Annotated in this window: 14 protein-coding genes; 8 read left to right on the forward strand and 6 right to left on the reverse strand. The window is 59.1% G+C overall.

The genetic code is table 11. From position 1 onward, the window contains the following. Positions 1-106: 106 nt before the first annotated feature. Positions 107-2,254 carry a methyl-accepting chemotaxis protein gene (locus tag QLG12_RS14895; protein WP_197870017.1) on the reverse strand — a complete coding sequence of 716 codons (2,148 nt, stop codon included), beginning with the start codon at positions 2,252-2,254 and terminating at the stop codon, positions 107-109. Positions 2,255-2,568: 314 nt separating this feature from the next. Between QLG12_RS14895 and QLG12_RS14900 the strand changes: the two genes are divergently transcribed. Then, entirely contained in the window at positions 2,569-3,885 is a 1,317-nt protein-coding gene (locus QLG12_RS14900) for a Na+/H+ antiporter NhaC family protein (RefSeq protein WP_064380903.1), read from the forward strand. A 90-nt stretch (positions 3,886-3,975) separates the two neighbouring features. Next, entirely contained in the window at positions 3,976-5,658 is a 1,683-nt protein-coding gene (locus tag QLG12_RS14905) for a methyl-accepting chemotaxis protein (RefSeq protein WP_197870018.1), read from the forward strand. Positions 5,659-5,796: 138 nt separating this feature from the next. On the opposite strand, the gene QLG12_RS14910 is transcribed toward QLG12_RS14905, so the two are convergent. After that, complete coding sequence (locus tag QLG12_RS14910) at positions 5,797-6,732, reverse strand: LysR family transcriptional regulator (protein ID WP_197870019.1); 936 nt, start codon at positions 6,730-6,732, stop codon at positions 5,797-5,799. A gap of 111 nt (positions 6,733-6,843) precedes the next feature. On the opposite strand from QLG12_RS14910, the gene QLG12_RS14915 reads away from it, so the two are divergent. Both QLG12_RS14915 and QLG12_RS14920 read left to right on the forward strand, forming a co-directional pair. Continuing rightward, positions 6,844-7,332, forward strand: coding sequence for a DMT family transporter (locus tag QLG12_RS14915; RefSeq protein WP_115078582.1), 489 nt, complete (start codon positions 6,844-6,846; stop codon positions 7,330-7,332). Between the two features lie 4 nt (positions 7,333-7,336). Then, on the forward strand, positions 7,337-7,792 hold the full coding sequence (locus tag QLG12_RS14920; RefSeq protein WP_282474812.1) for a DMT family transporter: 456 nt from the start codon (positions 7,337-7,339) through the stop codon (positions 7,790-7,792). Between the two features lie 88 nt (positions 7,793-7,880). On the opposite strand, the gene QLG12_RS14925 is transcribed toward QLG12_RS14920, so the two are convergent. Beyond that, positions 7,881-9,752, reverse strand: a complete 1,872-nt coding sequence (locus QLG12_RS14925) for a glycosyltransferase (RefSeq protein WP_282474798.1) — start codon at positions 9,750-9,752, stop codon at positions 7,881-7,883. A gap of 225 nt (positions 9,753-9,977) precedes the next feature. On the opposite strand from QLG12_RS14925, the gene QLG12_RS14930 reads away from it, so the two are divergent. Continuing rightward, entirely contained in the window at positions 9,978-10,136 is a 159-nt protein-coding gene (locus QLG12_RS14930) for a metallothionein (protein ID WP_282474799.1), read from the forward strand. A 24-nt stretch (positions 10,137-10,160) separates the two neighbouring features. Here QLG12_RS14930 and QLG12_RS14935 read toward each other — a convergent pair whose 3' ends face one another. Continuing rightward, entirely contained in the window at positions 10,161-10,433 is a 273-nt protein-coding gene (locus QLG12_RS14935; protein ID WP_282474800.1) for a hypothetical protein, read from the reverse strand. Positions 10,434-10,470: 37 nt separating this feature from the next. Continuing rightward, on the reverse strand, positions 10,471-10,698 hold the full coding sequence (locus QLG12_RS14940) for a DUF6555 family protein (RefSeq protein ID WP_011335095.1): 228 nt from the start codon (positions 10,696-10,698) through the stop codon (positions 10,471-10,473). Positions 10,699-10,835: 137 nt separating this feature from the next. Here QLG12_RS14940 and QLG12_RS14945 point away from each other — a divergent pair, with 137 nt between their 5' ends. The 3 genes from QLG12_RS14945 to QLG12_RS14955 all read left to right on the forward strand — a co-directional run bounded on the left by QLG12_RS14945 (position 10,836) and on the right by QLG12_RS14955 (position 12,875). Then, positions 10,836-11,624, forward strand: a complete 789-nt coding sequence (locus QLG12_RS14945; protein ID WP_282474801.1) for a helix-turn-helix transcriptional regulator — start codon at positions 10,836-10,838, stop codon at positions 11,622-11,624. 89 nt (positions 11,625-11,713) lie between these two features. Further along, positions 11,714-11,887 carry a DUF1427 family protein gene (locus QLG12_RS14950; RefSeq protein WP_197870022.1) on the forward strand — a complete coding sequence of 58 codons (174 nt, stop codon included), beginning with the start codon at positions 11,714-11,716 and terminating at the stop codon, positions 11,885-11,887. Between the two features lie 31 nt (positions 11,888-11,918). After that, complete coding sequence (locus tag QLG12_RS14955; protein WP_197870023.1) at positions 11,919-12,875, forward strand: zinc-binding alcohol dehydrogenase family protein; 957 nt, start codon at positions 11,919-11,921, stop codon at positions 12,873-12,875. A 69-nt stretch (positions 12,876-12,944) separates the two neighbouring features. Here the strand turns inward: QLG12_RS14955 and QLG12_RS14960 are convergent, their stop codons facing one another. Further along, on the reverse strand, positions 12,945-13,904 hold the full coding sequence (locus QLG12_RS14960; protein ID WP_236195369.1) for a nucleoside-specific channel-forming protein Tsx: 960 nt from the start codon (positions 13,902-13,904) through the stop codon (positions 12,945-12,947). Between the last annotated feature and the right edge of the window lie 337 nt (positions 13,905-14,241).

Consider the following 14,241-nt stretch of genomic DNA (forward strand, 5'->3'; position numbering starts at 1 on the left):
AAAGGTGTAAACGATGTCTCCGGTCTAATGTGTAAAGGATGTACCGGTCTCTACACGGGCGGCGTTCCGATGAGGGGGTAAGCTCTTGATCTTCAGCAATCCCGAGTCAGACCCGAAACTGATCCATCAAACTCTGCTGCTGATTTGCCAGGCTATTGAGCGACTGACTCACCCGCGCCGATTCATTCGCCTGCCCCGACAGCGACTCCGTTACATCACGAATCGTCGCCACGTTGTTGTTGATCTCTTCGGCCACAGCGCTTTGCTCTTCGGCGGCGCTGGCGATCTGCAGGTTCATGTCGCTGATCACCGTCACTGCATCGCCGATCTGGCGCAGCGCGGTTACGGCCTGACCGACCTGTTCGACGCTGCCCTGGGCCTGGCGATGGCTGTTGCCCATCGAACCGACCACGTCCTGGGTGCCGTTCTGCAATTGCTCGATCACCTGGCGGGTTTCCTCCACCGACTCTTGTGTGCGGCGGGCGAGGTTGCGCACTTCGTCGGCCACCACCGCAAAGCCACGTCCGGCCTCACCGGCACGAGCCGCTTCAATGGCGGCGTTGAGGGCCAGCAGGTTGGTCTGCTCGGCGATGGCGCGGATGGTTTCCAGCACGGTGCCGATCTTCTCGCTGTTGGCGGCCAGGCCTTCGACCTGGATCATCGCTGCGCTCATGTCGGCGGCGAGGGTGTCGATGCTGGCGGTGGTGCGGTCGATCACGGTCAGGCCCTGACGGGTGGCGCGGTCGGCATCCTTGGCCGCTTCGGCGGCTTGGGCGGCGCTGCGGGCCACGTCCTGGGCGGTGGCGCTCATTTCGTGGGACGCGGTGGCGACCTGATCGACCTGACGGTATTGCTGCTCCATGCCGGCGCTGGTCTGGGTGGCGATCGCGGAAGACTGATCGGCAGTGTTGCGCGCATCCTGCACCGAGCGTTTCACCTCGGCGATGATCGGTTGCAGCTTGTCGAGAAAGCGGTTGAACCAGCCGGCCAACTGGCCAAGCTCGTCCTTCTTGTCATAGGCCAGACGCCGGGTCAGGTCGCCTTCGCCGCTGGCGATGTCTTCCAGCATGTGGGCCACGCCGAGGATCGGTTTGGTCACGCTGCGGGCCATCAGCCACACCAGCAACAGGCCGATCAGCGCCGCGAGTACGCCCAGGCTCAGTTCGATCAGGGTGCCCGACGTGTTGCTGGCATCCAGTTGTTGCTTGAGCGCTTCGGCGCGCTCCACCAGGACTTTCTCCGGCACATCAAGCAGCACGCCCCACGACGGGCCGCCGGGAATTGGCTGGAACGGCGACAGCACTTTCAGTTGCGCGTTGCTGTGCAGGCTGCTGACGGCGTTGCTCGATGCGAGCAGACGCAGCAATTCGGCGCCGCTGGTGGTGTCCACGGCATCCAGGCGCTGGCTGAGTTTATTGGCGTCCGGGCTGTAACCGGCGAGCAGGCCGGCGGGGCTGATGATGCTCACAGCGGTCTGGCCGTCGTAGAGCTTTTTGCTGGCGTTCTGGCTGATCGCTTGCAGGCTGTTGAGGTTGATGTCCACCGACAGCGAGGCGATGACTTTGCCGTTGACCATCAATGGGAACACGATGCTGGTCATCAGCACCTTTTGCCCGTCGATCACATAGAAGTAGGGTTCGATCACGCAGGGCTTGAGCGTGGTGCGCGGGCAGGTAAACCAGGCGTTGGCAGCCTGGCCGCTGGGGCCGGTGCTGGTGTCGGTCATGTCGCTTTCCGGCAGCGCCATCGAGGTCACCTTGCCCGGGGTCGGCTGCGACCAGTACAGGGCGAAGCGGCCCTTGTCGTTGCTGCCTAACTCAGCTTGTCCGGCAAACAGCTCGTCCTTGCCGTCCAGCGCGTTGGCTTCGAACACCAGCGACAGACCGAGCAGATCCGGGTTGGCCTGCAAGGCTGATTTCACCTGACGGGTCATGTCCTCGCGCAGGTCGAAGGCATCGAGGAAGCGCTTCTCGGCCTGCTCACGCAGGAACAGCACCTGACGCGAGAAACCGTGGCCATATTGATAGGCGTCCATGAACTGCTGGCGAATGCCGGCGGCCTGGACTTCACCCTGGGATTCGATGCGAGCCTGGGCCGATTCGGTGAGCATTTCCATGCTCGAAGCTTTCACCAGTTCAGAACTGTGCTCCATGCGATACAGCGAAAGACCCACCAACAGGGTCACGATACCGGCCAGGCAGAGCCCGGCGAGCAGGGTGATTTTCCATTGGATGGAAAGTTGTCTGAGTGACATGGAAACGTCCTTATTCGATAAATATCTGAGACTTTGCACTGTAACGGCCGCGTTTCGGCTTTCTTTATGGCGTCAATGCAATAGGGCGAATTGACGCATGTTGTGGCGGATATGCCCTGTTCAGCGGATTGATCATGGAAAGTTACACAGTGTTGCGACCCGTCGCTTTGACACTGCGCCCGCGCTGCGGCACAGTGCGCGCCCTTCTAATAAGACCCTCTATGCAAATCCGCTGGCGACCTTCGTGGCTTGTCGGCCGGACTCATTCTGTCTGGCGGTGAATGGCTTTACCGTCGTGTTTTCGAGGTAGTGAAATGAATGCAGTGATTGCTGCGGTCGGCGTCATGCTGATCCTCAGCCTGTCCCGGGTGCATGTGGTGATCGCGTTGATCGTCGGTGCGCTGGTCGGTGGCCTGACCGGTGGTCTGGGCATCGACGCCACGCTCAAGGCCTTCAACAGTGGCCTGGGAGGCGGGGCGACGGTGGCGTTGTCCTACGCGTTGCTCGGCGCTTTCGCCGTGGCGATTGCCAAGTCCGGCCTGGCCCACGCGCTGGCCGACAAGGCCCTGGCGATGGTCGATCGTCAGCATGCGACCGGTGGTGGCAGCGTCAAATGGCTGCTGATCGGTCTGCTGTGGGTGGTGGCGATCGCTTCGCAGAACATCCTGCCGATTCACATCGCGTTCATTCCGCTGCTGGTGCCGCCGCTTCTCTATGTACTGACCAAGCTGCAACTGGACCGACGCCTGATCGCCTGCGTCATGACCTTCGGCCTGATCACGCCGTACATGTTCCTGCCGGTGGGTTTCGGCAATATCTTCCTCAACGAGATCCTGCTGGCCAACGTTGCTCGCAGTGGCGTCGACATCAGCGGGATCAACGTCACCCATGCCATGGGGATTCCGGCGCTGGGCATGCTGGTGGGGCTGGGCATCGCTTTTATCAGCTATCGCAAGAAGCGCGTCTACGACCTGGGGAAAATCGAGCAGGTCGAGCAGGTGGCGGTGCAGTACAACCCGCGAAGCCTGTTGATCGCCGGTGTCGCCATTGCCGCAGCCTTCATTATTCAGTTGCTGCTGGATTCGATGATTATCGGGGCGCTGGCCGGTTTCCTGATCTTCTCGGCGTCGGGCATCGTCAAATGGCGCGAGACGGATGACCTGTTTACCGAAGGCATGAAGATGATGGCGATGATCGGCTTCATCATGATCGCCGCCTCCGGATTCGCTGAAGTGATGAAGGCCACTGGCGAAGTGCAGACCCTGGTCGAATCGTCGGCATCGTGGATCAACCACAGCAAGGGCATCGGTGCCTTGCTGATGCTGCTGGTCGGGCTGCTGGTGACCATGGGCATCGGCTCGTCGTTTTCCACGGTGCCGATTCTGGCGGCGATTTTCGTGCCGCTGTGCGTGCAACTGGGCTTCAGCCCGATTGCCATTGTCTGCATCGTCGGCACGGCCGGTGCCTTGGGCGATGCCGGTTCGCCCGCATCGGACTCGACCCTCGGCCCGACCTCCGGCCTGAACATCGACGGCCAGCACCATCACATCTGGGACACCGTGGTTCCGACCTTCCTGCACTACAACCTGCCGCTGCTGGCGTTTGGCTGGGTGGCCGCGATGGTCCTGTAGCACCGCCCCTGCGGGGACTCACTCAACTTTTGTTCCGGCGTGCCGTTAAAGCCTTTATCCACGCCAATAAAACCAAAAGAGTGAGCCCCCATGCGCCTGAGTCTCAAGGCTAAAGTCCTGTCCCTTGCCGTCCTTCCGGTCTTGCTCTTTGCGCTGGTGATCAGCCTGACCACGCTGTTCATCCTTCAGGAACAGGCGCGCAAGGAAGTCGAACAGACCCGCGAGCGCCTGCTCGGCGACGCCAAGGCCACCCTGGCCAGCTACGTCGCCGTGGCCATGACCACCATCAAACCGCTGTACGACGCCGCCGCCCCCGGTGACGCCGACGCGCGGGCGCAGGTGATCAAGCTGCTGTCGAGCATCAAGTACGGCAAGGATGGCTACTTCTTCGGCTACGACTCCGAGACCGTGCGCCTGTTCAAGTCCACCGATCCCGACGGTGTGGGCAAAAGCTTCAAGGACAACCGCGACCCGAACGGCGTCTACGTCAACCGCGACCTGGTGAAAGTGGCGAAGGACGGCACTCACTACCTGCAATACAGCTCGCCGTTGCCCGGTAACGCGCAGGTGCTGGTGCCGAAACTCGGTTACACCGAATACCTGGCGAAGTGGGACATGGCGGTCGGTACGTCGGTCAACCTTGATGGCATCGAAGCACAAGTGGCGGTGGTCGAGGCCAAGGTGCAGGAACGCATGCAGGGCGTGGTGCTGAGCATCGTCGGCGTGGCGGTGGTGGTGCTGCTGGTGATCGCGGCGGCGGGGATGCTGCTGGCCAACACCATCCTGCGACCGCTGACCCTGATGAAAGCCAACCTCGATGACATCGCGGCGGGCGAGGGCGACCTGACCCGGCGTCTGACCATCACCAGCCAGGACGAACTCGGCGAACTGGCCGGCTCGTTCAACCGTTTCGTCGACAAGATCCACGGCCTGGTGCGGCAGATCACCGAAATGACCTCGCAACTGACCGGTCTGGTGACGCAGGTGTCGGATCAGGCCCAGCGCTCCGATCAGGCCATGGAACGTCAGCGCCACGAAACCGATCAGGTCGCCACGGCGATCAACGAAATGTCCGCCGCTGCGCAGGAAGTCGCCAAGAGCGCGCAGAACGCCGCCGTCGCCGCGCAGCAGACCGACGAAGAAGGCCAGACCGCCAAGCGTGTGGTGGCCGGCAGCATCAAGCAGATTCATGCACTGGTGGACGACATCCGCAGCAGCGGCGTGTCCCTCGACAGCCTGCAGCAGGACGTGTCGTCGATTGTCGGCGTGCTCGGGGTCATCCGCTCGATCGCCGAACAGACCAACCTGCTAGCGCTCAACGCCGCGATCGAAGCGGCTCGGGCCGGCGAGGCCGGGCGCGGGTTTGCGGTGGTGGCGGACGAGGTGCGGGCGCTGGCTTCGCGCACGCAGATCAGCACTCAGGAAATTCAGGGGATGATCGATCGCTTGCAGGCGGGGACGCAGTCGGCGGTTGAAGCGATGCGCCGTTCCAGCGAGGCGGGTGACGGCACGTCGGCCCAGGCCAATCAGGCTGGGGCGTCGCTGGATGCGATGGCGGATCTGATTGCGACCATCAACTCGATGAACGCGCAGATTGCCAGTGCCGCTGAAGAGCAGACGGCGGTGGCGGAAGAGATCAACCGCAGCGTGCACCAGATTGCGGTGGCGGTGGATAACGTGGCGGACGAGACCCAGTTGGGGGCGCAGACATCGCGCAGTCTCGCGGAGTTGGGGCAGCGGTTGGGCAAACTGGTCGGCCAGTTCCGTATCTGAAGCTACCTTGGTCCAGACACAAAACCCTGTGGGAGCTGGCTTGCCAGCGATGGCGGCAAGTCAGTCAATATCAATGCCGGATTTGCCGGCCTCATCGCTGGCAAGCCAGCTCCCACAGGGGGTGTGGTGCTTGAGTATTTAGGGGTTGTCCCAATACGGCACCTCCCCAAAACACTCAACAAAGAAATCAATCACCGTGCGCACCTTCACCGACAACCGCCGGCTCCCCGGCCATAGCACCGCAATCTGCTGCGGCTCCACACTGTTCGACACCTGATACTCCCCCAGCACTGGCACCAGCGTGCCCTCACGCACCGCTTCGCCGATCAGCCATGACGGAAACATCACCAGCCCCAGTCCTTGCACAGCGGCCTGAGTCAACGTGTCCGCGTGGTTGCCAGTAATCGGACCCTTCACTGCATACGGCGTCCACTCGCCCTGATCCTGACGGAAGAACCAGCGCTGCAAGCCGGCCGCGCCCTTGTAGGCCAGGCACTGGTGGCGGGCGAGGTCTTCGGGATGCCGGGGCGCGCCGAAACGCTTGAGATACGCCGGGCTGGCCGCGACCTGAAAGCGGTGCGGCGCGAGGATCCGCGCCTGCATGCTCGAGTCGTGCAGCGGGCCGATGCGAAACAGCAGATCGGCACCTTCCTGCAGCGGATCGATGTAGTGGTCAGTCTGCTGGATATCCAGTTGCAGCTTCGGATAACGCTCGCACAAACGGCCCAGCCATGGCGTCAGGTGGCGCTGGCCGAATACCACCGGGGCGTTGATCCGCACCAGGCCGGTCGGTTCGCTTTGCTGTTCCTGCAACGCTTGTTCGGCCTCTTCCAACTGCACCAGCACCAGCCGCGCGTGGTGGCCGAGCATGCGCCCGGCTTCGGTCGGCGTCACCGCGCGGGTGTGGCGGTAGAGCAATTGCTGGTTCAGCGCCTGTTCCATCAGCTGGATCTGCCGGGAAATCGAGGAGGGCGCCACGCCCTCGCGGCGGGCAACCTCTGAAAAACTGCCGTGGTCGAGCACCGCCACAAACAGCCTTAGCGCCTTGAATCCCAGTTCGTTGAGCCCGTGCATCGTCTTTCCTGCTGTGCGATTTGCGCAAAAGTGTTGTCAGGATGCTCCCATTTATCGCACAGCTGCGCCAGCCGATAATCCGCGCCATCGTTTCCTTCAGAGGTTTTTTGGATGCAGTCGTTTGATGAAGTGAGTGCCGCGCCGGCCCCGGTCGCCCGGCCGGGTTTGCGTTTGTTGCTGTTGCCGCTGGTGATTCTGGCCGGCATGGGTTTGTCGGTGGAGGCCGGGTTGCTCGGGCCGTTGGGTGAGCAGGTCGGGCACTTGTGGGCGACCTTGAGCATCTTCGGGGTAGGTTCGGCGATTCTGTTTTTGCTGTTGCTGTTTGCGGGGCCGCAGAAGGGGCCGGCGCTGACGGATCTGCCGCGCTGGCAGTTGATCGGCGGGTTTCTGGGGCCGATGTATGTGGTGGTGTTGACGCTCGCCACACCGCATATCGGGATTGCCATGACGATGATTGCGATTTTGTCGGGGCAGGTTGGCAAAAGTGTGTTGATCGACCATTTCGGCTGGTTTGGGGCCACGCGCAAGAAGGTCAATGCTGAGCGGTGGCTGGCGTTGGGGTTGATTGTGGCGGCACTGATTTTGATTGCGCGGGGTTGATGCGATGAGTTTGGTTATTTTGTTGGCGGTGGTGGTGTTGGCCGGTGCGGTGTTGAGTGTGCAGGCGGCGATCAATGGGCGTCTTGGGGAAACCGTTGGGGTGTTGCGCAGCAGTTTGTTGACGTTTGTCGTCGGCGCTGTGAGCACGGGGCTGCTGATTCTGTTTTTCGAACCGGCCCATGCGGTCAGCCTGCTGGATGTGCCTAAGTGGCAGTTGAGTGGGGCGCTGTTTGGAGTGGTTTATATGATGGTCATGGTTGGCGCAGTGCCGCGCGTTGGTGCGGCCGTGGCGACGGTGGCGGTGATTGTCGGGCAGTTGGGGATGGGGATGTTGATTGATAATTTTGGGTGGCTGGGCAACCCCGCAATCGAATTGTCCGGGGCGCGGATTCTGGCGATGGTTTGTCTGGGGCTGGCGCTGGTGTTTATGTATCGCAGCAGCGTGCGTCAAACTAGGTGAATTTGCCGGCTTTCGGGCCGGCTTTGCTCTTGGGACTTTCGATGGATCAGCGAGTTCGGTTTCGCGATACTGGCACTAATTACGCTGATCAAATTTCACTGTGAATTATCGTTTTGGGTTCATCAAGGCTGGATAGTTGTTGGGCTTCTTGCGTTTCATTCATCAAGCCATTCTCACTAATAATTGCCATTGTTAATGCGCAGGAAAATCCAAATGCTTGCGCAAACATCCAGATGGACAACAATGCAACGGCGTCAATCGAGCTGAAGTCTGCGTAGACAAAAAGAATGGCTGAACCAAGAAAGTGAATGGCCGCTAAAGTCGTTTCTATCAGTGTTGAAAGCAGCGCTCGCGTGAAATTATGCTTACACTTGAATTTGTTTGTTCTGATCCAAGGCAGATCCAATTTGAAAAGCGGAACAATAAAGGCGGTCGCGGCATTCCATTTTAATGCGTTACCTAGCATGAAGGTCATGCAATGATTCCGCAGGCTGTTCCCTCCGAGGCGCTTTATGGTGATCCATATTTTGATGTGATTCATCAATATGCCACAGAGTAGAAATAGCAGAAGGCTTTTGGGGATGGAGATGATTATGTTGTTTTTAATTAAATATATGCCGAGCACAAAGGCTGCGAAATTTTGCAGCGGCAGCAGGCCGGAAGTTGCATGTCCAAGGACGCGTTTGATTCTGATAATTCTTTGGGCACGACTGAATTGGCAGTTTTTTTCCAGCCCTAGGTGAAGGTGCCAGTTTTTCCGGAATTCTTGAATTGGGCCTGCCAGCCAACGAAATAACTGTTTTTTTACACCCTCAAAAGTACTGGGTATTAAACCGCGGCCCCAAGTATCAGCGAAAACATGGCCAATATATCCTCGTGCCTGTAGCCGAACTGATAGCTCGTCATCTTCAGTCAAACTCCATTCAGCCCAGCCGCCCAACTCCTCTAGCATACTTTTGCGGATCAGGCACATTGTTCCAACAAGGTTCGCCGCATTGAATTCGTTCGTCGTTGGATGCACTATCTTTTGTATGGGTAGATAGTAGTAGTAAACACTTGAGAGAAATGGGTTTTGCTCCCATTCCCGATAGTCGTGGCTCGATTGCACAAATGCTACTTTTGCATCATTGAATATTGGGCAGAGAGAGGCTAAAAACTCCTCTTCCGCGATATAGTCCGCATCTACGGCAGCAATGAGCTCCGCTGCAGGATTCGTATGCCTCAAGGCGAAGTTCATTGCACCGGCCTTAGCTCCAAGAAGCGGATCTACGTGGTAGAACCGAAATCGGTCGCCCAGCGCTTGACAGTGAGATTGTACGGGTCTCCAAAGTCGAGAATCTTTAGTGTTGTTGTCAACTACAATAACTTCATAGTTTTCGTAATTTAATTTTTCAAGTGCGTCGAGAGTGGCCGTTACCAGTTCTGGCGGCTCTTGGTGGCATGGTACGTGGATTGAAACAAATGGACATTTATCATTTTGTTGTAGTAATGCTGTCTTTAGCGTGGAATCTCGCTTTGAATACTTTATCGAGAATTCAGGTAGAACTATAATTCCACCCCATAGAGTATCGAATATTGATAGCAGTACTAAGGCTGTCAGGGCTATGAGAGTCGCGATCCGTGCAGTGCTGGTGTTGGCAAGATCGAGTGTGAGCGTGAGTATCAAGATCATCACGCATGATGAAAGGCAGAACGAAAACGCAAGATTCAATATTCCAAATAAGGTGTACTTTTGCATAGTGAGTGACGTCAGTATGCCAAACAAGATTGCGGCAACGGAGGGTAAGATAATGACTGCAATATTTTTGGTAATAAGCCATGTGCAGTATGCCGAAAAAAGTGCGCTTGTCACATACGCACTTACCCAAAGTATGCGAGAAGGATTGGTGGAAGAGTACCTGGCGAGGAGGGTCAGTCCGCTTGAGATGTAGATGAATGATCCAAAATATAAATAGTCCATGCGCTAGTTACTCTTGGATGGGGTGGTAGTTAAAGCTATGTTTTTCCTCGTATGAATGTCGACTGTAATAAGTGACAGGTTTTTATTTTTAATTGCGATTGGGGGTATAGCGTTTGGTTTGGAGTGCTTGGTGGATATGAAATTCAGACATTTCGAATGCTTCTACACTGAGTTTGTAGAGTACCTATCTTGTTCCCGATCACCATTGGCCAAGGAGTCTGTTCCATGCCTGATAAAACCTGTGACTGTCCCAAGTGCAACTGCAAACTTGGTGAGCACCCCATCGTGCGGCACGGCAAACATTTCTGTTGCGAGGCCTGTGCGCATCATCATGAGGGCGGTAAAGAGTGTTCGACGAAGACCTGTAAGTGCGCTCATTTCTGACTGATACCGACAAAAAAGTGGAGCCTAGTCAGGCTCCACTTCCAGTTTCAGGCTGTCGTCGTCCAGGCGTTCGGTGCGGCGGACGTTGCCATGCAGGCGGCGGCCTCCGACGTTGACGACGATGGTCTTGGCCTGTTCAAGGTCTTCCGGCAAGGGGGCCGGGACGCGCAGGGCGAAGCGGTAGGGGTCGTTTTCGACCGGTTCCAGGCCAACCGGGCAGTCGACGCTTTTGGTGATGCGGCCGAACAGGGTGTCCAGGCCGTAGTCCAGGTGCGCCGGACTGTTGATGGTTGTCATGTGTAATCCCCCGAAAGTGTCCCCACTGCGCGCAAGCTTAGCTTGCCGGTCGCCATGTGACGTTTTCCACGCCGAATTTTTCTGCCATCGGTTTGCTGGTCTTTTGCACTTTCTCCCGGCCAAAACGCGGGATGCGGCCGACCCCTGCGTCGCAGCTTGCCCAGTGCCACGCCTCGGTGTTGTCCATTTTGTCCGAGCGGATAATGAACGACTTAGGCGCGCCGTGAAGGGTGTAATCGATGACGTACAGTTTTGCGTTGTTCATAAAGCCCATCTTCCTCCCTGTGGTAATAGAAGGATCGCTGGGCTGCGGGAAAATTCACTCGGATTGTCCGACGGTATCTATCAATGGCAAGGGACGAGGCGCACTGGGTACCATGGCGCTCTCACCAACCCCGATGAATGTTTGCCATGGCCCTCGCTGCGCCCCCTGATCTGAGTGATACCGATGTGCCGGTGCAGCCGCTGGCGCGCACCTATCCGCGTGGGTTGTTTATCGAGCCGCACGAGCATGTGTGGGGGCAGTTGCTGTATGCGATGAGCGGGGTGATGTGGGTCGAGACCCCGCACGAGGCGCTGGTGGTGCCGCCGCAGCGGGCGGTGTGGTTGCCGCCGGGGGTGCCGCACGGGATTCGCGTGGTGTCGGATTTGCAGATGCGCAATATCTACCTGCGCCCGGCGCTGGCGGCGACGCTGGATGAGACGGTGCAGGTGATCGAGGTCGGCGGGCTGCTGCGCGAGTTGATTGTCGGTCTGGTGGCGCAGGGCGACAGCGGTGATGCCGAGTATTACGAGGCATTGGTCGGGCTGGCGCTGCTGGAGCTGAAACGCGCAAGGCGTTCGCAGCTGAAGATCCCATTGCCGGACGATGCCGACCGGCGGTTGATGAGTCTGTGTCAGGCGGTGATGGCCGCGCCTTCGCTGGACGTTCCCTTTGAGCAGCACGCCGAAAACGCCGGGGCCAGCGTGCGCACCCTGGCGCGGTTGTTCAAGGAAGGGCTGGGCATGGGCTTCGCCGAGTGGCGGCGTCAGGTGCAGTTGGCGACGGCGGTGGCGGAGTTGATCCAGGGTGTGCCGGTCAGCGCGATTGCCCGCGAGCTGGGTTATTCGCCGAGCAGTTTCAGCGACATGTTCCGCCGGGAACTGGGTGTCGCCCCTTCGCAATTCGATGGCAGGCCGCTCGCCGAGTGATTTGGCAGAAATTCAGAAGTCCTTGGCCGATGCCGGTCGCCGCCTTTCCCTAGACTTTGCCCATTCCCTTTGTGTGGCGGAGTGATCCCATGAATTACCTGATTTCACTGAGCGTCGGTCTGGGTGTCGGCCTGCTGTATGGCGCACTGGATGTCCGTTCTCCGGCGCCGCCGGCCATCGCGCTGGTGGGCCTGCTGGGCATGCTCGCGGGCGAGCAGTTGTGGCCGATGGGCCGGCAACTGGTCAGTGGCTGGCTGTCCTGAATCCTGTCTTTTTCCTTCGGTAGAGATTTCCATGAAAGCACTGCAATTCGATAAAACCGGCGACTTGTCGTCCCTGCGCTTCGTCGAGGTGCCGACGCCGGTGCCGGGCGCTGACGAGGTGCTGGTGCAGATCAAGGCCGCAGGCCTCAATCCCAGCGATGTGAAGAATGTGCTCGGGCGTTTTCCGTACACCACGCTGCCGCGTATTCCCGGTCGGGACTTTGCCGGTGTGGTCGTCGAAGGGCCGCAGGCGTTGATCGGTCAGGAAGTCTGGGGCACCGGGCGTGAGCTGGGTTTTTTCGCCGATGGCTCCCACGCGCAGTTCGTCAAACTGCCGGCCAAGGGCGTGGCGCATAAACCTTCGCATTTGAGTTTCACTCAGGCCGCCAGCCTCGGGGTGCCTTACACCACGGCGTGGGATGCACTGGAGCGCAGCCTGGTGAGTGCCGAAACCCGTCTGCTGGTGATCGGCGGCGGGGCGGTGGCGACGGCGGCGCTGGCGCTGGCCAAAGTGCGCGGCGCGCAGTTGCTGGCGGCGGCGCGGCGGCCGGAGCAGGTCAAGGATCTGCAGGCGCAGGGTTATCAGACGATTCAGCTGGATAAACCCGAGGATCTGGGTGCGCAGGTCGATGCGGTGTATCGCGGCGGCGCCGACGTGATCTTCGACACCACCGGGTTCTGGCTGCCAGCGTCGGTGCCGGCGCTGGCACCGTTCGGGCGGATTGCGATCATCGCTGCGCCGGTGGACGGGCATGTGCAACTGCCCGCACTGGCGCTCTATCGCAAGGGCGGTTCGGTGGTCGGCATCAACTCGTTGCTGTATGGCGTTGAAGCCTGCGCAGCGATGCTGGATCAGTTTGGCCGGTTCTTCGACGAAGACCTGCTGCCACTGCCGCAAGGGCTGGTGGAAGCGCCGCTGGCCGAGGGGCTGGCGCGGTATGCCGATGTGAATCAGGGCAGTGGCGACAAGGTCATCCTCATCCCGTGATGCGCTACAACCCTGTGGGAGCCGGAGCAAGCCCGCTCCCACAGGCACCATGGTGATTTCAGATCCTGCCTAGAACTGATAACCGACCCCCGCGTAATACCCCCAGCCATTGGAACGTGCACGGAAGTTGCCGTCGCCGAAGTTCAGCTCGCTGCCATCCTCCCAGTTGCCGCCGTTGTGGAAATAACGGCCGACCAGGGTGAAACGCAGGTGCGTGAACGAGTACAGCAACACGTTGGTCGCCACCGTGGCATTGGCGGTGCGTGCCGGGTTGTCCTTGTGCAGGTCCGAGCCGAAATCGAAGTTGGTGAAGCCGATGTAGGTCAGCGAAGCGCCGTTGCTGAATTTGTCGATCGGCACGATGTACTTGAGCTGCGCGCGGTAGCCGTCCCACGAATACTCGTTGCTGGCCCCGTAGTTTTCCCACTGGTAGCGCCCGTACAGGTTGGCCGACAGATTGACCCGCGAATGGGTGTCGATATCGGTGCCGAAACCGCTGTACAGCGTGTTGGCGCGGTTCTCTTTGCGGCTGCCGTGGTCGTAGATCCAGTCGAACGCCACGTACCATTCCTTGAACGGTCCGATGGCCAGGCTGCGCCCGGCGAGGTAGTCGATGGAGATACGCGGCTCGTGCTCCATGAACACCGGCGAGCCATGGTCCCACACGCCTTTGTCGTGGCTGTTGCCGATGTTGAAGATCTTCGGAATGTCGATGTAGCCATACAGCTCGAACGGCCCCTTGCGCCCGAAGTACTCGTATTCCAGGTAAATGTCGTCGGCCGGTTGCGGGCCGAAGCTGATGTCCTTGCTGCCGATCAGCGTCAGGTCCTGGTTGTACCAGTCCGACAGGTACGCGCCTTTTTGCGGCGGGCTGGCTTCAGGGCTGAGGGCTTCTCCCTGGGCGGATTCCTCGGGCAGGGCGGGTTGCGCCAGTGCGGTGTGACTGAGAACTCCGGTAACGCCGGCCAGTAGCAGGGAAACAGCAAAGGTGCGTGCACCGCGACGGCGGTGGCAGTAAGAAACGTACATTCAAAGTCCTTTTTGCAGATCAAGGCCCGAAATGATTGGGCCTGTACGGTTTTGTAACGAAAACGCGGTCATTAGCGACTCGCAAACGTTTGCACAAGCCGTACCAGTTTTCCAAACCACTGAAAAATCGATTGATTCACGGGTTTACCTGACGACTCGATCAAATCCCCGCAAAAGCGCCTTAAATCGTCCTCAAGCCCTTGCTCAGAACGGCCGGAAGTATCGGCGCAGGGGCTTATCGCACAAAAGTATTAACACTATTTAACCGGTGCCCCATCGCAGGGCATCAACTAGCGTGTGTCTGGAATGGAACGGTTATCTGATGACCGTCATGCGC

This window comes from Pseudomonas sp. V88_4 (assembly GCF_029967985.1).
Taxonomy (GTDB): Bacteria; Pseudomonadota; Gammaproteobacteria; order Pseudomonadales; family Pseudomonadaceae; genus Aquipseudomonas; species Aquipseudomonas glycinae.